Origin of the sequence: Nocardia macrotermitis, from assembly GCF_009604405.1 — a bacterium.
GTDB classification, from domain to species: Bacteria; Actinomycetota; Actinomycetes; order Mycobacteriales; family Mycobacteriaceae; genus Nocardia; species Nocardia macrotermitis.
On sequence record NZ_WEGK01000006.1, the window covers coordinates 89394 to 107691 of the forward strand.

The 18298-nt window shown below is 66.9% G+C and carries 15 protein-coding genes and 1 pseudogene; 10 read left to right on the forward strand and 6 right to left on the reverse strand.

Annotated elements, in window-relative coordinates:
- Positions 1-199 precede the first annotated feature (199 nt).
- On the forward strand, positions 200-451 hold the full coding sequence (locus NRB20_RS15945) for a LuxR C-terminal-related transcriptional regulator (RefSeq protein WP_153410927.1): 252 nt from the start codon (positions 200-202) through the stop codon (positions 449-451).
- On the forward strand, positions 448-1059 hold the full coding sequence (locus NRB20_RS15950; RefSeq protein ID WP_153410928.1) for a hypothetical protein: 612 nt from the start codon (positions 448-450) through the stop codon (positions 1057-1059). Before NRB20_RS15945 ends, NRB20_RS15950 begins: the two co-directional genes overlap by 4 nt.
- 22 nt (positions 1060-1081) lie before the next feature.
- Here NRB20_RS15950 and NRB20_RS15955 read toward each other — a convergent pair whose 3' ends face one another.
- From NRB20_RS15955 to NRB20_RS15965, 3 genes are read right to left on the reverse strand one after another with little or no spacing between them, the layout of a single operon-like run.
- A complete protein-coding gene (locus NRB20_RS15955) occupies positions 1082-2197 on the reverse strand; it encodes an acyl-CoA dehydrogenase family protein (protein WP_153410929.1) in 1116 nt (371 codons plus the stop codon).
- Positions 2194-3351: an acyl-CoA dehydrogenase family protein gene (locus NRB20_RS15960; RefSeq protein WP_153410930.1), complete on the reverse strand. Its 1158-nt coding sequence runs from the start codon at positions 3349-3351 to the stop codon at positions 2194-2196. The genes NRB20_RS15955 and NRB20_RS15960 overlap by 4 nt, the downstream gene beginning before the upstream one ends.
- 2 nt (positions 3352-3353) lie before the next feature.
- A complete protein-coding gene (locus NRB20_RS15965) occupies positions 3354-4529 on the reverse strand; it encodes a cytochrome P450 (protein WP_319945037.1) in 1176 nt (391 codons plus the stop codon).
- Positions 4530-4780: 251 nt separating this feature from the next.
- Here NRB20_RS15965 and NRB20_RS15970 point away from each other — a divergent pair, with 251 nt between their 5' ends.
- The 5 genes from NRB20_RS15970 (at position 4781) to NRB20_RS15990 (ending at position 11287) form a co-directional block, all read left to right on the forward strand.
- Entirely contained in the window at positions 4781-5893 is a 1113-nt protein-coding gene (locus tag NRB20_RS15970) for an ABC transporter substrate-binding protein (protein WP_319944976.1), read from the forward strand.
- Positions 5894-5897: 4 nt separating this feature from the next.
- Complete coding sequence (locus NRB20_RS15975; RefSeq protein ID WP_319944977.1) at positions 5898-7031, forward strand: spirocyclase AveC family protein; 1134 nt, start codon at positions 5898-5900, stop codon at positions 7029-7031.
- Positions 7032-7151: 120 nt separating this feature from the next.
- Positions 7152-8855: a nitric oxide reductase activation protein NorD gene (locus NRB20_RS15980; protein WP_153410932.1), complete on the forward strand. Its 1704-nt coding sequence runs from the start codon at positions 7152-7154 to the stop codon at positions 8853-8855.
- Positions 8856-8916: 61 nt separating this feature from the next.
- Positions 8917-9705, forward strand: a complete 789-nt coding sequence (locus tag NRB20_RS15985; protein ID WP_153410933.1) for a CbbQ/NirQ/NorQ/GpvN family protein — start codon at positions 8917-8919, stop codon at positions 9703-9705.
- Between the two features lie 139 nt (positions 9706-9844).
- On the forward strand, positions 9845-11287 hold the full coding sequence (locus NRB20_RS15990) for an aldehyde dehydrogenase family protein (RefSeq protein ID WP_153411126.1): 1443 nt from the start codon (positions 9845-9847) through the stop codon (positions 11285-11287).
- A 307-nt stretch (positions 11288-11594) separates the two neighbouring features.
- Here NRB20_RS15990 and NRB20_RS15995 read toward each other — a convergent pair.
- Positions 11595-11747 (reverse strand): annotated as a pseudogene (locus NRB20_RS15995) (SDR family NAD(P)-dependent oxidoreductase); the annotation flags it as partial.
- A 297-nt stretch (positions 11748-12044) separates the two neighbouring features.
- Between NRB20_RS15995 and NRB20_RS16000 the strand changes: the two are divergent.
- Positions 12045-13238, forward strand: a complete 1194-nt coding sequence (locus tag NRB20_RS16000) for a PucR family transcriptional regulator (protein WP_194289878.1) — start codon at positions 12045-12047, stop codon at positions 13236-13238.
- On the opposite strand, the gene NRB20_RS16005 is transcribed toward NRB20_RS16000, so the two are convergent.
- Positions 13190-14452 (reverse strand): TetR/AcrR family transcriptional regulator, encoded by a 1263-nt coding sequence (locus NRB20_RS16005; RefSeq protein ID WP_319944978.1) that lies wholly within the window; start codon positions 14450-14452, stop codon positions 13190-13192. The two genes, NRB20_RS16000 and NRB20_RS16005, sit on opposite strands and share 49 nt — an antisense overlap.
- Before the next feature lie 149 nt (positions 14453-14601).
- On the reverse strand, positions 14602-15888 hold the full coding sequence (locus NRB20_RS16010) for an amidohydrolase family protein (RefSeq protein ID WP_153410936.1): 1287 nt from the start codon (positions 15886-15888) through the stop codon (positions 14602-14604).
- 180 nt (positions 15889-16068) lie between these two features.
- Between NRB20_RS16010 and NRB20_RS16015 the strand changes: the two genes are divergently transcribed.
- Positions 16069-16968, forward strand: a complete 900-nt coding sequence (locus NRB20_RS16015; protein WP_153410937.1) for an SDR family oxidoreductase — start codon at positions 16069-16071, stop codon at positions 16966-16968.
- A gap of 149 nt (positions 16969-17117) precedes the next feature.
- On the forward strand, positions 17118-18161 hold the full coding sequence (locus NRB20_RS16020; protein ID WP_319944979.1) for an ABC transporter substrate-binding protein: 1044 nt from the start codon (positions 17118-17120) through the stop codon (positions 18159-18161).
- Positions 18162-18298: the final 137 nt, after the last annotated feature.

Below are 18298 nucleotides of genomic sequence, written 5' to 3' on the forward strand. Positions count from 1 at the left end.
GGGGTACGCGCACCCGCTCGGGGGGATGATCCGGTCCGATAGCCGCGTTGTTACGCGCCGCGTGAGAGCAAATGCTCTCACGCGAGCCGGGTCGGTCCGGCGGGCGGAGTGATCTGATGGCCTGCCTGCGTTTTCATGGTGAATGCCTGCCGAATGGCATTGTCCGAGTGCGGTACTCGGCAGCAGAAGGGATCCGGCCATGAATCCGTCGCCCGGCCTGTCCGATCGACCGTCGTTGAGCCGCCGCGAGGTCGAGGTGCTGCTGGCATGGCTCGCCTCCGATTCGAAGGTGGAAGTCGGCCGCCGCCTCTACATCTCGCTCGGCACGGTCAACACCCATTTGTCCCGTATTCGCGGCAAATACGCCGCCGTCGAGCGCCCGGCCTCCACCAAGGCCGCCCTGGTGGCTCGGGCCCTCCAGGACGGACTCGTCGACATCGAAGAGCTGTGAACGACTCGCGGGCCACCGGACGTGGTCTCGGACAGGACATCGCCGTGGGTGTCCTGGGGACGATCGTGCTGATCGCGGTGACCGGAGTCGTGCTGATCGTGACCGGCGGGAGTACCCGGCACGTGGTCGACGCGGGCCGCGCGACCGTCTCGTCCCCGATGTCGCAGTACGCCGCCGCACCGGAGGTGACCTCGGCCCCGACGACGACGGCGATCGAGTCCGACGCGGCGGCCGCCGACGAGTTGCGCCGGATCGCGGACGTGGACCGGCCGGTCGTTGCCGGACAGCTCGCGGATCGCTGGATCCCGCAACTCAGCACCAAGCGTCCCGGACTCGTGGCAGATGGTCTGACCTGGGACAACATCGCGATTCTGCGGGAACATCGGGAGTTGCGCGCGAAATATCCGGGGGCGCGGCTGCTGTGGTCCGGGGAGTGGAGCACGTTCAGCGGTCGCGATTACTGGATCACGGTCGCCGGGACGAGTTTTGCCGATTCCGCCGGTGCGAATTCGTGGTGTGACGGCAACGGCTTCTCGGCGGATCACTGCTTCGCGAAATTGGTCAGCAGTACCCGGCCGGTGGAGGGGAGCACGGTGTATCGGGGGTGAATGCTGTTCGGGGCGAATGGGTTCAGGGGTGTGGTGGGGGACCGGTCGGTTCGATCGATGTGGTGAGTTCGTGGCCGATTTCCCGGAGGTATCGGTCGGGGTGGCCGAGGAACGCGGTCCAGGACAGGAGGCGTTCGAGGTAGCGGTGGGCGGGGTGTTCCCAGGTGTAGCCGATGCCGCCGAAGATCTGGATGGCGGTTTCGGCGACGGTGGCGAGTTCGGCGGAGAATGCCTTGAGGCGGATCGCGGCGAGGTGGTGGTCGGTGTGTGGGGCCGTATCCGCGGCCCAGAGTCCGTGAAGTACGCCGCCACGGGTCAATTCGATGGTTTCGTACATGTCGACGCACAGGTGTTGTACCGCTTGGAAGGCGGCGATCGGGCGGTCGAATTGTCGGCGGGTGCGGGTGTGGTCGATGGTCAGATCGAACAGGGCCTGGGCCGCGCCCAGGGCGTCGGTGGCGGTGGCGATGAGGATGTCATCGGTTGCGGCGCTGAGGGATTCGGTTGTAATTTCGCCGAGGTATCGGGCCGGGGCGTTGTATAGGGTGGCGCGGCACAGTGGGCGGCTAAGGCTGGGTAACTGTTCGAATTCAGCACCAGCTGTGGGGATTTCGACTGTGAATAGGCCGAGGTTGGTGCCGTGACGTGCGACGACGAGCAGCGTCTGGGCGATGTCTGCGTCGGGAATTTCGGCGATACTGCCGTCCAGCGTGACAGGGTCGTCCGGGTGCCTCGCGGGTTCGGGCCTGTCGAATGTGGCTCGCACGGTCGGCTCGTGGGCTCCGGACAGCCCGATGGTAGCGGTCGTTGAGCCGTTGGCTATTGCGGTGAGAAGTGTTGCAGCGCTGTCAGTTACTCCTGCTCGCGCGATGACACGCGGTACGGCGACCGAAGACGACAGCCACGGTCCGGAATCCAAGGCGCGGCCGATCTCCTCCAGGACCACACCGGCGTCGACCATCGACGCGCCCGCGCCGCCGTGGCTCTCCGGAATCAACAGACCCGCCAGATCGAGCCCGGCAAGGGAATCGTGGCCTCGAGCATCCGATGTCGAGTTGCTCAGGTCCGCACCGGCTTTCAGGCAACGTCGCACCGAATCTCGTAGCGCCAGCTGTTCGGGGGTGAGTTCGAGGTTCATCGTTCGATCGGTCCCAGGATGCGGCGTGCGGTGATGTTCTTGTTGATCTGTGTCGTTCCCCCGGCGATGGTGAGTGCGCGGGCGGCCAGTCGCTGGCGGGCCCAACGCCCCTGTGCGCCATGGGGTCCGAGCAGATCGAACCCCAGCGCGGCGATGTCCTGACCGAGCTCACCCCACACCGTCTTGGCCAGGCTCGCCGAATCGAACGACGTATTCCCGGCCAGGCTCGCCGATATCCCGCGCTGGCACAGGATCCGGAGGAACGCGCTGCGCACCTCCAAACCGCCCAGCCGATGCAGCGTGACCGGATCATCCAGTGCCGCGGCACTTCCGGATGATTCCTCGACCACATCGCGAACCAGATCCTCCAGCCGAACGCCCAACTCGCTGTAAAGCCTTGCCGCATTGGCCCGTTCATGACTCAAGGTCGTCGTGGCCACCTGCCAGCCCTGGTGCAGCGGCCCGAGCAACGCCGTCGCGGGCACTCGGACCTCGTCGAAGAACAACTCGGCGAAATCGGAGTCGCCGGTGAGCGTGGCCAGCGGCCGCGCCTGGATGCCGGGCAGCGACATATCCACGATCAGACACGAAATCCCCTGGTGCTTGGGAGCTTCCGGATCGGTCCGCACGAACAACTGACAACGATCGGCATGATGCCCCAGCGAGGTCCAGATCTTCTGCCCGGTGATCACGAACTCCGCACCTTCGCGCACCGCCCGGGTGCGCAGCGAGGCCAGATCGGATCCGGCCTCGGGTTCGGACATGCCCTGACACCAGATCTCCTGCGCGCGCATCATCCGGGGCAGCAGGGTGCGCTGCTGCTCCGGCGTGCCGTACCGCATGATCGCCGGGGCGATATTGTTCATCCCGATCACGTTGAGCGGCATGGGAGCTCGCGCTCGCACGGTCTCCTCGACGTACACCATCTGTTCGAGCAATCCGGCGCCCCGGCCGCCGAATTCCTCCGGCCAGCTCACCGCGGCCCAGCGATGGTCGGCGAGCAGGGCGTTCCAGCCGCGTACGAGCTCGAAGGCCGCCGGATCGCTCGCGACGTGCCCGCCGGCCGCGATCACCTCCGCGGTGAGATACGACGCCAGCCAATCGCGCAACTCCGCCCGGAACTCCCGAACCGCTTGCGGCAGTGTGAAATCCATGATCAGCCGAACAGCACCGGCAGCGCGGTGGGGGAGCGGAAGACCTGACCGCGGATGTGCGGATCGTCCGCCTCGGGATCCAGCCGCAGATTCGGCAGCTTGTCCAGCAGCTTCTCCAGCGCCAGCCGCATTTCGGTGCGGGCCAGGTGAATTCCCAGACAGTTGTGCGATCCCTGCCCGAAGGACATGTGCGGGCGGGGCGCGCGGAAGATGTCGAAATCATCCGGATCGTGCCACCGGCTCTCGTCGCGATTGGCCGCGGCGAGCATGAGCATCACCGTCGAACCCTGCGGAATGGGCACATCGTGCAGCACCGTACTGGTGGTGGCCATGCGGGTGATGTTCAGCAGCGGCGTCTCGTAGCGGATCGACTCCTCCACCGCGCGGGGGACGAGTGCCCGATTCTCGCGCAGCGCCTGCAACTGATCAGGGCGAGACAGCAAGGAGTACAACATATTTCCGGTTGAACGGTAGGTCGTCTCGATTCCGGCGGGCAGCAGCAGCCGCAGGAAGGAGAAGATCTCCTCGTCGCTCAGCTTCTCCCCGTCCAGCTCCGCCCGGGACAGATCGCTGATGAGGTCCTCGCGCGGTTCGCGACGACGTTCGGCGAGGATTTCCGCCAGATACTCCTTGACCTCCTGCGAGGCGACGATCGCGCGCTCCCGGTTGGTGTGGAACCCCAGAATGGCGATCGACCAGCGCTGGAACCGTCGCAGATCCTCGCGCGGCAGCCCGAGCATCCCGGCGGTCACCAGCGTGGGGAACGGGAAGGTGAACTCGGTGACCAGATCGGCCCGGCCGCGGTCGGCGAACCGGTCGATCAGCTCGTCCGCGACCGGCTCGATGAGCCGTTCCTCCCAGTTCGCCAGCGCCTTCTGCCGGAACGCGGTGGACACCAGCGCCCGATAACGCCGGTGTTCGGGGTCGTCCATCCCCAGAATGATGTGTTTGCCCATGATGTCGCCCATGAGCATGTCGATGATGTGGGCCGAGGAGTAGGTCCTGCCATCGCGCAGCACTTCGAGAATGTCGTCGTAGCCGTAGACGAAGAACACCGCCGCGTCGTCGGCGTGCGGCATGTTCGAGGTGTCCAGGCGCTGCACCGGATGGGCGCGGCGGGCGGCGGCCAGTTCCGGATAGGGGTCGCGGACATCGCCCGCGACATCGTCGTCGAACACCTCGAAGGCGCTGTCGTCACCGGCCGCGCGCCCGTTCGGGGCCTGGTCTGCGGTGGTCTCGACGTGTGTATCCACGAACCCTCCTCGGAAAGACCAAATATTCGTTCCGAAGCGTACGGATCCCTGGATGGTCGGTCAATACCCGTTCATACCGGTTGATGCCGACCGTTGACGACGGCCGTCCGGCCTCCGTAACATGTGGAACGAATTTTAGGTTCGCTGCTCGAGCGCCCTGGCAGACGGAGATACACGTGGCCTACGAAAGCACTGCCGAGCCCATCAAACTCGGCTATCTGTTCGACTTCCGCCTCCCCGAGAGTTTTCCGCCGGATATGCGGGACGACCTGGTTCGCCCCTTCCATCTGGTCTTCGCGGAGGGACAGCGGCGGGGTCTGATCGATCGTCCCGTCGAGATCGTGTTCCGCGAGGTCGAGGGGCTACCGAAGGGGTCGGTGAAGGCGGTGATCGACGCGTACGGGGAACTGGTGGACGAGGGGTGCCTGGCCGTATTCGGCCCGCACATCACCGAGAACGCCGTGCCCATGCGCGAGGAGATCGAACGCCGATTCCGCGTCCCGGCGATCAACGTCTGCGGATCGGACGACTGGCTCGGCGAATGGACCTTCGCGCTGCCGCAGGGCTCGATGACCGACGAACCCGTGTTCTGGGCGCAACTGCTGGCCAAGGGCGGGCACACCGAGGTCGGCGCGCTGGTGGAACGGTCCCTGGTCGGCGAGAGCTACATCCGGAATTTCCGGAAAGCCTGCCGCGAGGAGGGAATTCGCATCGTCGCCGAGGTCGCCATCCCGCAGACCGCACAGGACATCAGCGAGGAGGTGCGCGCGCTGCACGAGGCGAAGGCCCACGCGATCGTGCACTGCGGCTTCGGATTCGGCGTCGCGATGGTGAATCCTGCACTGGCCGCGCTGAATTGGGATCCGCCGCGGTTCATGGGCACCGCGTTCCAGAACGCCTGGATCAACGGGCTGCTGTGGAACGCCTTCCTCGGCTGGACCGGCGTGGACCAGTACGACGAGGGAAACCTTGTGGGACAACGCTTCCTGGACGTCTACGAGGCCGATGCCGGACGTCGTCCGCAGTACTGCGTGCCCGTGGTGAACCACGACGTCGCGACCGTCCTGCTGCACGCCTTCGCCGACGCGCATCCGCTGTCCCCGCGCGGGGTCGCCGAGGCGCTCGAGCGGGTCAAGATGCTGCCCGCCGCGGCCGGTGCGCCCGGCACCCGGCTCTCGTTCGGGAAGTGGACCCGGCGCGGCTGGATGGGTGCGGGCTATCTCGTTGCGCGGCAACTGGATCCGGACGGCGTGACCTCACGCCTGGTCGCGCGATTCGGGCAGGAGTAGTGCCGTGAGCGCCCCGGAGGAACTCCGGACCGGCACCTCGCCGGACAGCCCGCCCGCACCGGGCGGTACCTCGCGTCGTCTCGTCACGGCGGGGATCACCGTCCTGGTCGTCGCGCTGCTGGCCGTCATCGCGGCCCACGCGAGCCGCGGCGCCGATGATCCCCGGATCGCGAACCCCGCGGTGAGCGGTGCGCCTCGCCCGGTGCCGCCGCTGTTCGGGTGGAATCACTGGGTGGCGGTGAACGAGATCGGGACCGTGGTGATGATGGTGGTCCTGGTGACCGCCGTCGTGCTGGCCTGGCGACGCTATCCCGCCCATCCGGTGCTGTTGATGACGCTGGTGACCACCGCGATCGTCTGGCAGGACCCGATCATGAACTGGGCGCCGTACGCCGCGTACAACCCGCAGCTGTGGCATTGGCCGGTGCACTGGCCGCTGGTTTCGCTGTCGCCCACGGTCGAGCCGTTCATCGTGATCGGTTATGCCACTTTCTATCTCGGTCCCTACTTCCCCGCGATCTGGGTGCTGCGCCGGTTGCAGGCGCGCCGTTCGCACGATTCGTTCGTCGCGCGGCATCCGCTGTGGAGCCTGGCCGCGCTGACCCTGGTGATCGGGTTCGTCTTCGACGCCATTCTGGAATGTTTCCTGGTGCGGACCCAGCTGTACATCTACACGCAGGTCATCCCGTTCGGCTCGCTGTTCACCGGCAAGCCCTACCAGTTCCCGCTGATCTGGGAATCCGCGCTGGTCACGGTCGTGATGATACCGGCCGCGGTGCTGCTGTACCGCGACGACACCGGACGCACGGTCGCCGAGCGACTCGCACACCGGGCGCGGATATTCCGGAACCGTCCCACGCTGGGCGCGTTCACGGTGATGTTCATCCTGATCAATATCGCCTACTTCTGCTACGGCGGCGGCTTCGCCGTCATCCGGGACAGCGGCGCGGCCACCTCGGTCGCCTGCCCGTGGCCGTTCCCGGAGGCGAAAGTCTATGACCCGCAAGGGTTCTACGAGAAGAGCGGACAACCCGGGCCGTATTCGGCGGGGATCTGGGCGGGTTGGGAGAGCGCACAATCCGGTCGTCCGGACGTGAGCATGCCCGCCGATGGCGGGCGGTGCGGGGGCACGAGGTGAGCGGTGTGAGTGTGCGGACGGGTGATCGCCGGCATGAGCGGGGCGAGGCCGTGACGCTCTCCCCGGCCGATCTGCCGCGGCGGGATCGACGCGGAGGCTCGAGTGCGGATGGATCAAGGCATGGCGGCTGACCTGGCTGAAACACCGGTCGGTCCAGCACGATTCGGACTGCTGGCGGCGGGAGTGGCGGGAGCGGCGTTGCGGGTCGCTCCCGGGCCGGTGGGGGAGCGAGCCTGGACCGATGGCCGGGTGATCTTCCTCGACGCCGAATCGACTGTGCCCGAGCAGATTACGGCGATAGCGGTGCAGGCGTCGATGGTCGCCGCGGGGAGTTTCGACTCCGAGGTGGTGCGGCGGCTCGTGCGACGGCCGTTTCCGGTACTCCAGCGGTATCTGCTGCTGGAGGGGCATCGCGCGCTGGCCGCAAACGCCGATCTGCTGCCGGTCGTGGCCGGGTCGCTGTTCGATCCGGAGACCGCCGAGCTGTCCGATTGCGCTGCAACATCATTGGCGCTCGCGATGGGTAAACACCCGCTGGACGATCCGCCGCGGGAGTTCGGCGCGATTCATCCCAAGCGACTGTTGACCGCGCAGGAGAAGCTCGCCGAACGAGCGGCCCCCGACGCCCGGCCGCCCGACTCGGCCGATCCCGAGGACGAATCGCCGGACGAGCAGGACGACGATGAGTCCGGCGGCAAGCTGCCCGCGCTGTTCGACAATGTGGTCGGCGGGCAGGGACCGCTGGCCCGGCTGTTCCGCCGAATGCTGAGCCTCGGCCGGGAATCCGAAGGCGGCATCACCGGCGGTGGTGTCCCGAAATCGGCTCGGGCACTGGTGAAACCGGGCCGCATCAACACCGGCGGCACCGGTACCCCGATCGCGGCCGATGCCGTGGCCGACCTCCGTCGCGACGGGCTGTCCTATCCGGAATGGGACGTCCACCGCCGCCGATACCGGCCCGGCTGGTGCACGGTCGCCGAATCCGATCCCCGTCCCGGAGACCACCCGATCCCGCTCGCCCCCGTGAGCAACGCCCTGATGCGCGCCCTGGCCCGTTTGCGCTCGAGCCTCGATCACAAGCATCGCCGCATGCAGGGCGACGACATCGACGTGGACGCGGTGGTGGACGAACGCGTGCAACTACTGTCGGGCGCATCACCGGACGGCGCGGTCTACATCGAAAGCGTCAGGTGCACACCGGATCTGGCAGTGGTCGTACTGCTCGACATCTCCGGCTCGGCCGCGCTGCCGAGCATCTCCGGCGGCACCGTGCACGATCAGCAGCGCACCGCGGCCCTGATGCTGACTTCGGCGCTGCACGCGCTGGGTAATCGGGTGTCGCTCTATGGGTTCTACTCCCAGGGCCGATCGGCGGTCCGGGCATTGCGGGTCAAGCGATTCGACGATCCACTGGACGCCGCCGCACTGCGCAGACTCGCGGCACTGGAGCCCGCGGCCTACACGAGAATGGGTGCGGCGATCCGCCACGGCACGACCATCGCGGGCGAATATCGTTCCGCCGCAAGAACACTACTGGTAGTGCTGTCCGACGGCCTCGCCTACGACCACGGCTACGAAGGTGCGTACGCCGAGTCCGACGCCCGGCGCGCACTGTCCGAGGCGCGCCGCCAGGGCATCGGATGCGTCTGCATGAGTGTCGGATCGGAGACCGAAACCGATGCGCTGCGAAGAGTTTTCGGCACCGCCGCGCACGCCGCCGTCGCGCACCCGGGGGAGGTGTCGCAGGTGGTCGCACCACTGTTCCGGGATGCGTTGCGCTCCGCGGATCTGCGTCGACGGATATCCCGGGCACGCGCGTCGTGAAACATCGATAGTGCTGTCGCGCAAGCAATCCCGGAAGACTACCGAGAAAGGTCAGGACGAGATGGAGACCTCCGTTCGCCCCTACTATGTACCGGTCGGCAACGAGGAACGAGTCTTCCTCGCGGCCTTCCGGCAGGGCCTGCCGATCATGCTCAAGGGTCCGACCGGCTGCGGTAAGACCCGATTCGTGGAGGCCATGGCCCACCAGGCCGGACGTCCGCTCATCACCGTGGCCTGCCACGACGACCTGTCCACCGCCGACCTGGTCGGCCGATACCTGTTGCAGGGCGGGGAAACCCGCTGGGTCGACGGCCCGCTGACAAGGGCCGTGCGCGAGGGCGCGATCTGCTATCTCGACGAGGTGGTCGAGGCCCGGCAGGACACCACCGTGGTCCTGCACCCGCTGGCCGATCATCGCCGCCAGCTCCCCATCGACCGGCTCGGGGTGACTCTCGATGCCGCCGAAGGGTTCTGCCTGGTGGTCTCCTACAACCCCGGATATCAGAGCGTCCTCAAGGATCTCAAGGATTCCACTCGCCAGCGCATGATCGCCATCGAATTGGGTTATCCCCCAGCGGAAATCGAGGAGAAGATCATCGCCGTCGAGGCCGCCGCCGATCAGCGCGCCGCCGCGCAACTGGTCCGCATCGGCCGCGCCGTCCGTCAGGCCGACGCCCCCGGACTGCGCGAGGTCGCTTCGACCCGGGTCCTGATCAGCGCGGCCAAACTCATCGCCGAGGGTCTTGCCCCCGGCGATGCCGCCCGCGCCGCCATCGCCGGACCACTCACCGACGACCCGTTGGTCGCCGCGAACCTCACCGCCGTGATCGACGCCTACCTCCAGGAGTGATCTCCGGTATCCCGTTGTCCACGTGCCGATTTCCGGCACATCACCACCCACCGGTGCCGCACGAGTCGATGCGGCACCCGCCCAGCCGAGAAAGCAGAAGCCCATGTCCGACACGGCGACAACAGATTTCGAACCCCGCATGCTCATCGACGGCCGCCTCACCGACGGCGAGGCGGGTCGCTTCCCGGTCATCAACCCGGCCACCGAGCAGGTGCTGGGCGAGGTCGCCGACGCCTCACCCGCCGATATGCGGCGGGCCATCGCCGCAGCACGCAGCGCCTTCGACCACACCGACTGGTCCACCGATCGCGCCCTGCGCCGACGCTGCCTCGAACAACTTCAGGACGCGCTGGAGAACGACCGAGAAGCGTTGCGGGAGGAGCTGATCGCCGAAGCGGGCTGCCCCCGGGCGATCACCTTCGGCCCGCAACTCGACGCCCCGCTGTCCGACGCGCTGAAGGTTCCGGCCAAACTCATCGACGACTATCCGTGGGAGACCGATCTCGGCGATATGTACGTCCCGGTGACCGGCCGCGAGACCAAACGGGTGGTGTGGCGGGAGCCGGTCGGCGTCGTCGGCGCGATCGTGCCCTGGAATTTCCCCTTCGAGGTGAGCATCCACAAACTCGCGCAGGCGCTGGCCGCCGGTAACACCGTGGTCCTCAAACCCGCGCCCGACACCCCGTTCAACGCGACCCGCATCGGTCGGCTCATCGCCGAACACACCGACTTCCCGCCGGGCGTGGTCAATATCGTCACCGCCGCCGATCACCTTGTGGGAGAACAGCTCACGCTCTCCCCACAGGTCGATCTGATCTCCTTCACCGGTTCCACGGCGGTCGGCCAGCGCATCATGGAGAAGGGCGCGGCCACCATGAAACGCCTGTTCCTGGAACTGGGCGGCAAATCCGCGAGCATCGTGCTGGACGACGCCGACTTCGGCCAGGCGCTGCTGCTCGGACTCGCCCCCTGCCTGCACGCCGGGCAGGGCTGCGCCAATCCGACCCGGCTGCTGCTGCCCCGCGCTCGATACGCCGAGGGGGTGGAATTCCTCGAGGCGATGTACCGCGGCATCGAACCGGGCGATCCGCAGGATCCCGCGACCCTGTGCGGCCCGGTCATCTCCGCGCGGCAGCGGGACCGGATTCGCGGCTACATCGACAAGGGCGTCGCGGAAGGCGCGCGACTGGTCGTCGGCGGCAATACCTCGCCGTTCGAGCACGGATTCTGGGTCCGCCCAACACTTTTCGCGGATGTGGACAACGGTATGACGATCGCCCAGGAGGAGATCTTCGGCCCGGTTCTCGCGGTCATCGCCTACGACGACGATGACGACGCCGTGCGCATCGCCAACGACAGCCGCTACGGCCTGGCGGGCAACGTCATGTCCGCCTCCTTCGAGCGTTCGATGTCGGTGGCGCGCCGGCTGCGCGCCGGATTCATCGGCGTGAACGGCGGTGTCGCCTACGGCGCCGACGCCCCCTTCGGCGGCTACAAGTTCAGCGGCGTCGGCCGCCAGAACGGCGTGGCCGGATTCGATCAGTACACCGAGATCAAGTCGGTCGGATATCCCGTCGACTGATGTGGACGCCGGGGGTTACCTGCGCTGGTACGACTACCACGTGTGAAATACGCGGTGCCGCAATCTCTTCGGCGCAGTCGTGCCGAAGAGATCGGGCAGGTGGTTCGCGGGCCGGCGCTGGCAGGCTGCTCGTATTCCGGCCGACCGGTCGTCGCATGCGGCCGGACTCGGGCGGCTGGCACTCTCGAATCGGTCGGCGCGGTAGTGATCTCCGGCGGTCCGGTTCGCAGTGCTGGACCGAAACCGTCACTACTGCAACGGATCAACCCCGAGACGCTCACAGATCCCGAAGACCTCCTCGAAGATCGACCCCGGTGTCCGCGCCGTCGCCGCGCATGCTGCCGCCGAGATCGTTGACCACGACCGCCGCGCCCCGCGCCGCCAGTTCCCTCGCGTAGAGCCGCCCCAAACCGCGGCCCGCTCCGGTCACGATGGCGACCTGGCCGGTGAAGTCGATCATTCCCGTTACGGTACAGCGGAACGAATATTTGGTCAACGAATCCGGGCGGGAAGGCGTGCCGTGTGCTGCCGGATTGCCTGCCCGCATTCGGTCGAGATACCCGCGCTGCCTGCGGAAATATAATTCTCAACTACTGCATACGACGTTGTACTTCGGGAGCCGATCCGTTATCGTTGGACGACGCGGCCGAAGGGTGGCCGCGGGGCGATGGCGCCGGGTATCACGCGCCGTCCCCGGATGCCGGCGTGCTGCGGCGTCCCACGACAAGGCGAAAGCCTTTCTACAGCAAGCGATTCGATGTCGACGAGAGCTGTATCCGGCGGTAGTGCCGCCGAGCGGGCGGTATCGGGTGCCTTCCGCGAACTGATCGAGTGCCTGCGGTGCGGTGACGGTATCTCCGCCGCCATCCGGCAGTTGGAGGCCGCGGCCACCGGCTGGGCGGCCACCGGGGTCACCCTGCGCGCGTTCAATGCCGAGCTACAGGCGTCGCTGACCGAGGCCGTTCGCGGCGTCGTGCGGTCGGCCGCGCTCACCGGCGACGCCGAATCCGTGGTCGAGATCATCATCTCCGCGACCGCGGTGGTCGCGGACATCCATCACCGGATCTGGTGCGACGGCCGGTTGGGGGAGATGCAGTCGCTCGCCGGGGCGTTGCTGTCGGGTGAGAATCCGCTGCGATTGTCGCGGGAGAGCGGCATCGCGGTCGCCGGATCGTACTGGGTGGTGGCGTTGTCGGTGCCGCCCGGCGCCGCACCGGCCGCCGAACCCGTGTTGCGGCGGATCCGGATCGAACTGGCCGAACGCTACGGCGACCGGGTGCTGCCCCGGTTGTCCGCGGCCGGTGGCACCATCCTGGTTCCGGCTATCGACGCGGCGGATCCGCCGGCCTCGCTGGTGTCCGAATTATCCGCTGCCGCACAGGTTCCGGTCACCGCGGCGGGGGTGTGGGCCGCGCGGCCCGATATCCCGGCCGCGGCCCGGCAGGCGCACGATCTGCTCGAACTCGCGCTGCTGTTCGGCCGCACCGGCCGCTGGCACACCTTCGCCGATCTGGCCCTGGAATATCAGCTCACCCGGCCCGGCAGCAGCCGCGAACACCTTGCGGCACTGCTGGATCCGCTGTCGAGCCATCCGCATCTCGCGGAGACGCTGCGGCTGCATCTGCGCGGGGACCTGTCCCGCCGCCGCATCTCCCAGATGCTGAACATCCACACCAACACCCTCGACTACCGCCTCAAGCGGATCGGTCGGCTCACCGGGGTGGACCCGTTCAGCTCGGACGGTCAGTGGTATCTGCGCGCCGCGCTCGTCGCGCATACGGTGCTGTCGAGTCCGGTTGCCGCACAGCGAATTCCGAAACCGGCCACGCAACATCTGCCGAAATCCGCCGCCCCCAGGCTCGCGGAATCGGCGCCGCAGCACCTCGTGGAGGCCGCCGACGATCAGTCCGCGCGCGCGACGACACCGCGAAGTGTGGTGTCGCGCAGGTGAATCAGCGAGGCGCGCGTGCCGATCTCGCCCAGGATGTTCTCCGGAATCCAGGCCACCCCGATCATGCAGCGGGCCAGCATCTCGTCCGAGGGACTCTCGATCGCGATCTCACCGGATCGAATTCCCTTGGCCAGCAACGCTTTCATCTGCCGCACACGTTTGCCGAAGAGCCAGCCCGGATTCGGGGTGTCCGGCGGGGACTGCCGCATCCAGGCCAGCTGGATGCGGAACTCGTCGCCGAACCGGTCGAGCATATTGGTGTTGATCCAGCTCAGCGCGTCGAGCTTCTCGATCGGTGAGGATTCCGAACGCAGCACATCGGTCCAGCCCACGGCGACCTTCTCGCCGAAGGACTGCATGATCGAGGCGAGCAACTCCTCCTTCGAGCCGATCACCCGGTACACCGATCCGGTGCCCAGCCCGGCCGCGGCCGCGATATCGCGAATCGTCGTGCTCTCGTAGCCCCGGCGGCCGAATTCGGCCCGGGCGACCGCGCGGATGTGCGTGGCCTTGGAGTCGTCCTGGTCCTCGGACCAGGTCCGCACGACCGCGTCGGCGGTCAGGAAGGCCGGGGACGCGTCGAGTGCGGCGTCGGAATGCGTTGCAGTGGCGATACCTTCGAGCAGAATCCGGCAGAACAGCCGGGCCACCTGATCCGCGGCCGCGTTGTGCCGGATGACATCCAGCCCGACGTGCAGCATGGTCTGGGTGATCCGGTCGGCCAGCAGGTGCAGATCGATGTCGGCCCGCAGGTATCCGGCCCACCGCGCGGCGCGCAGCGTCTGGAACATGGCCTCCAGGATCGCGGTCGGGCGCTGCCGGGTCAGCTCGATCAGCGTGGGGTTCGAACTGGGGCCCTCGTAGAACGACATCTGAAGTGCCGCACGGTGATCCACGGCACAGCCGGCGATCTGCGCGCCCAGGTCGGCGATGCGATCGAAGGGGGAGCGGGCATCGGGCCGATCGAGGGTGTCCAGGGTGCGCTGGGCGATCTGATCCAGCGCGGCGTGATAACGCTGGAGCAGGCCGACCAGAATCGCTTCCTTGGATTCGAAATGGTGATAGAGGCTGCCCGGCAGAATGCCGCAGGCGTCCGCGATTTCCTGTAGTGACGTGCGCAAACCCGAGGATGCGATGAGTGATGCCGCGGTCTGCAGAATTTCGGTGCGGCGGGATCGGTCCTCCTCGGTGCGGCTCACCTGACCACGCGCCACAACACCTCCACAACATCTCCGCCCCGCGCGTCGCACGGCGGCGGGCCCGGCGGCTGGGAATACCAATTCTTTGCTCCAACGGTATCACCAGCCGTGATTCCGTACCGGCCGCGGCATTCCGGCCGCCGGTACGGAATTCGCGACTCGGATCAGGACGAGGTCGGCAGCTGCCTGGCCAGATCCAGGACGGTCACCGTATCGGTGCCGGTCTTCTTGAGCCGTTCGGAGGAGCGGTAGCCCAGATCCACGTCGGTGGCCTGCGCCCGCAGCGCGCCGACGGTCACCTGGTCCCGGTCGAGCCGGTCGAACATGTCGAAGGAATAGAGTCGCAGCGCATTCTGGTGGGTTATCTTGTTCACCTGATCGTCGGGCACGCCGTCGAGATGAAAGGCCAGCGTTTCGGGGGCGACCGGCCAGGTGGAATCGGAATGCGGATAATCGCATTCCCAGTTGAGCATGTCGAGATTGAGTTTGTCGCGCGCCTCGATCCCGAATCCGTCATCGATGAAACACAGTGCGATGCGGTCGAGGAACACCTCGCTCGGGAGTTTGTCGCCGAAATCCTGGTGGGTCCACGCGCGATGCATCTTGTAGACCCGGTCGATACGCTCGAGAAAGTATGGCACCCAACCGATTCCGCCCTCGGACAGGGCGAATGTCAGGTCCGGGAATTTGCGCAGCATCGGCGACCAGATCAGATCCGCGGCGGCCTGCACGATACTCATCGGTTGCAGGGTGACCATGACGTCGACGGGGGCGTCGATCGAGGTGATGACCACGCTCGACGACGATCCGATGTGCAGATTCACCACCGTGTTCGTATCGCTGCACGCGGCCCAGAACGGATCCCAGTGCGGGTCGTGCAGCGACGGGTAGTTCAGTTTGGTGGGATTCTCGGAGAATGTCACCGCGTGGCAGCCCTTCGCCGCGGTGCGCCGGACTTCCGCGGCCATCAGTTCGGGATCCCAGATGGGCGGTAGCGACTGCGGAATCATCCGGCCCGGATAGGTCCCGCACCATTCGTCGATATGCCAGTCGTTGTAGGCACGCAGTACCGCCAAGCCCAGATCCTTGTCCTGCGCGCGGGCGAAATACTGCCCGCAGAACTGCGGATAGGACGGGAAATTCAGGGCCGCCGCGACACCGTTGGCGTTCATATCGCGAATGCGCTCGTGAATGTCGTAGCAGCCCTCGCGGATTTCGGAGAGTTTGGTGGGTTCGGCGCCGTATTCGTCCGGCGGGCGGCCCGCCACCGCGTTCAACCCGACGTTGGTCGCCTCCTGGCCCTCGAACACCCAGGCGTCGGTGCCGTCCGCGCGCTGGATGAGCTTGGGCACGTCGTCGGCGTACCTGGCGGGGATGTGGTTCTCGAACATGTCGGGCGGTTCGACGAGGTGATCGTCGACCGAGACGAGCACGAGGTCGTTCATGTCCATGCTGCACTCCTGTCCGGGCTCGGGGTGGTCCGGTGGCGCGAAATCCGTGCGCGACCCCGCTCGCAGACCGCCGCTCATCTGGACTGTAGTCCGGAACAGATATTTGGTCAACAGGGTATTGTGCTGTGCCGTAAGTGAATAGAATCCGGACAGCAGCAGATCCGGGGTAGGAGTGCGCACATGGCCGAGCCGCGAACCGTCGTCGTCACCGGAGCCTCCCGAGGGCTCGGACTCGTCTCGGCGGCCCATCTGTATCGCCGGGGCTGGCGGGTGATCGCCGCCATGCGCTCGGTCGACGCCGGTCTGAGCCGACTGCGGGAGCTGACCGGGGCCTCGCCGGGGGACAACCGGCTGGTCGGCGTCGCACTGGACCTGACCGAAGCGGCCTCGGTCGAGCGGGCCGCGAAGGAGATCCTCGAGGTCGCCGGTGCGCCGGACGCGCTGGTGCACAATGCCGGGATCTCTGCGGCCGGAATGGTCGAGGAGACGCCGATCGCGTTGTGGGAGAGGATGTTCGCGACCAACCTGTTCGGTCCGGTGGCGCTGACCAAGGCGCTGCTGCCCGCCATGCGCGCGGCCGGGCGGGGGCGCGTCGTGCTGGTCTCCAGCGAGGCGGGTGTGCGCGGAATGCCCGCTACCGCACCGTATTCCGCGGTCAAGGGCGCGGTCGAGCGGTGGGGTGAGTCGATGGCCGGTGAGGTGGCGCCCTTCGGCATCGGGGTCACGGTGCTCGTCGCGGGCACCTACGAGACCGACATCATCACCGATGCGGGTACCACGGACAGCCGTGACCTGGACGGACCGTACGCGCGTCTGCATCGCACGATCGATCGGCGCGGTCGGCTGCTGGTCGGGCGCGCGGCGCGGCCTCCGGAGCGTTTCGTCGGCGGGTTGGCCGCTGCCCTGGACGACACCGGGGCCTACATTCGCCGCCCGGTGGGTCCGGATGCTCGAATGTTGTTGCTGCTCAACCGGATCGCGCCGACCCGGCTGATGCATCAGATGATCCGGCTGCTGCTCGGCATTCCGCGTCGCGGCAGTCTGTGGCCCGCGCCGGAGGGATCTCAACCAAATATTTGATCCGAATGCGATCGGGTATCTCCGGTGGCGGGGAGTTTCGAATCAGGCTGAACGCAACAGGAGGGTCGGGGCGGTCGTTCGCCCTACCATGACCCGGCGTGCGGACGAACTGCACTCGTCGTCCGTGCCGCGTATCGAGAGGATTTGTTGTGAAGCCGAACCGTTTTCGGAATTCCCGTGTCCGGGCCGTGGCCGTACTGGCCGCCGTCGCAGCCCTGGGTCTGTCGCTGACCGCCTGCGGGAAGAGCGATTCGGTGCACGCGGAGAACGGTGTCACCACACTGCGTTACCTGGGGTGGGCCGATCAGGTGACCCCGCCGGAACTGGCCGAGAGCCTCGGTTACTTCGACGGGAAGGTCAAGCTGGACTGGTCCGGCACCACGACCAGCGGCCCGTCGGAGATCCAGGCCGCGGCCACCGGGCAGGTCGATTTCGGTGGGGCGTTCGCCGGTGCGGTGGCCAAGCTGATCACCGCGGGCGCGCCGATCACGGCGGTGATCAACTACTACGGGTCGGATGCGAAGTCGTTCACGGGCTACTACGTGCCCGACAACAGCCCCATACACACTGCCGCGGATCTGGTCGGCAAGAAGATCGCGGTGAACACCCTCGGCGGCCAGAACGAGGCCGATATCCACGACGCGCTGGCCAAGGCGGGCCTGAGCCAGGATCAGATCAAATCCGTGCAGCTGATCGCGCTGCCGCCGCCGAACCTCGAGGACGCGGTACGCAAGGGTCAGGTCGACGTCGCGTCACTGAACGGTCAGTTCCAGCAGCGCGCAGTTGCAGCCGGCGGCCTGCGCCCGGTCTTCACCGAACTCGACGAATACGGCGGCCCGATCAACGGCGGCCCCTACGTCTTCCGCAATGACGTCATCGCGAAGAACGCCGACGCGGTCCGCACCTTCACCACCGGCGTCGCCAAGGCTCTGGAATGGGAACGCGACACCCCGCGCGAGCAAGTGGTCGCCAAGATGAACCAGATCATCACCGCCCGGCACCGCCCCGGCGAAGACACCAGCACCCTGAAATACTGGCTCTCGGTGGGCGTTCCGGCAAAATACGGCGTCATCTCGGACCAGGATTTCACCCGCTGGGAGAGCTGGCTCCGCGACACCGGCGCCATCCACGGCAAACTCGATCCGAGCAAGTTCTACACGAACAAGTTCAATACGCTGGCTCAGCATTCGTAATAGCCACTGCCGCATCGCACTACGTCGGCGCGGTTGGTGGTCGTCCTCGGCCGTCGCGATCTCCGCGACGGCCGTCGGCGTTTCTGTGCGGGTGCGGTTCTTGTAAGGGGCGCAATATGTTTCGCGCATCGCACGGT

What these genes read in the sequence shown, in the direction of transcription:
- NRB20_RS15945 (WP_153410927.1), top strand. Translation starts at nt 200, where the DNA reads ATGAATCCGTCGCCCGGCCTGTCCGATCGACCGTCGTTGAGCCGCCGC.
- NRB20_RS15955 (WP_153410929.1), bottom strand. Translation starts at nt 2,197, where the DNA reads ATGAACCTCGAACTCACCCCCGAACAGCTGGCGCTACGAGATTCGGTG.
- NRB20_RS15960 (WP_153410930.1), bottom strand. Translation starts at nt 3,351, where the DNA reads ATGGATTTCACACTGCCGCAAGCGGTTCGGGAGTTCCGGGCGGAGTTG.
- NRB20_RS15980 (WP_153410932.1), top strand. Translation starts at nt 7,152, where the DNA reads ATGGCGGCTGACCTGGCTGAAACACCGGTCGGTCCAGCACGATTCGGA.
- NRB20_RS15985 (WP_153410933.1), top strand. Translation starts at nt 8,917, where the DNA reads ATGGAGACCTCCGTTCGCCCCTACTATGTACCGGTCGGCAACGAGGAA.
- NRB20_RS15990 (WP_153411126.1), top strand. Translation starts at nt 9,845, where the DNA reads ATGCTCATCGACGGCCGCCTCACCGACGGCGAGGCGGGTCGCTTCCCG.
- NRB20_RS16000 (WP_194289878.1), top strand. Translation starts at nt 12,045, where the DNA reads ATGTCGACGAGAGCTGTATCCGGCGGTAGTGCCGCCGAGCGGGCGGTA.
- NRB20_RS16010 (WP_153410936.1), bottom strand. Translation starts at nt 15,888, where the DNA reads ATGGACATGAACGACCTCGTGCTCGTCTCGGTCGACGATCACCTCGTC.
- NRB20_RS16015 (WP_153410937.1), top strand. Translation starts at nt 16,069, where the DNA reads ATGGCCGAGCCGCGAACCGTCGTCGTCACCGGAGCCTCCCGAGGGCTC.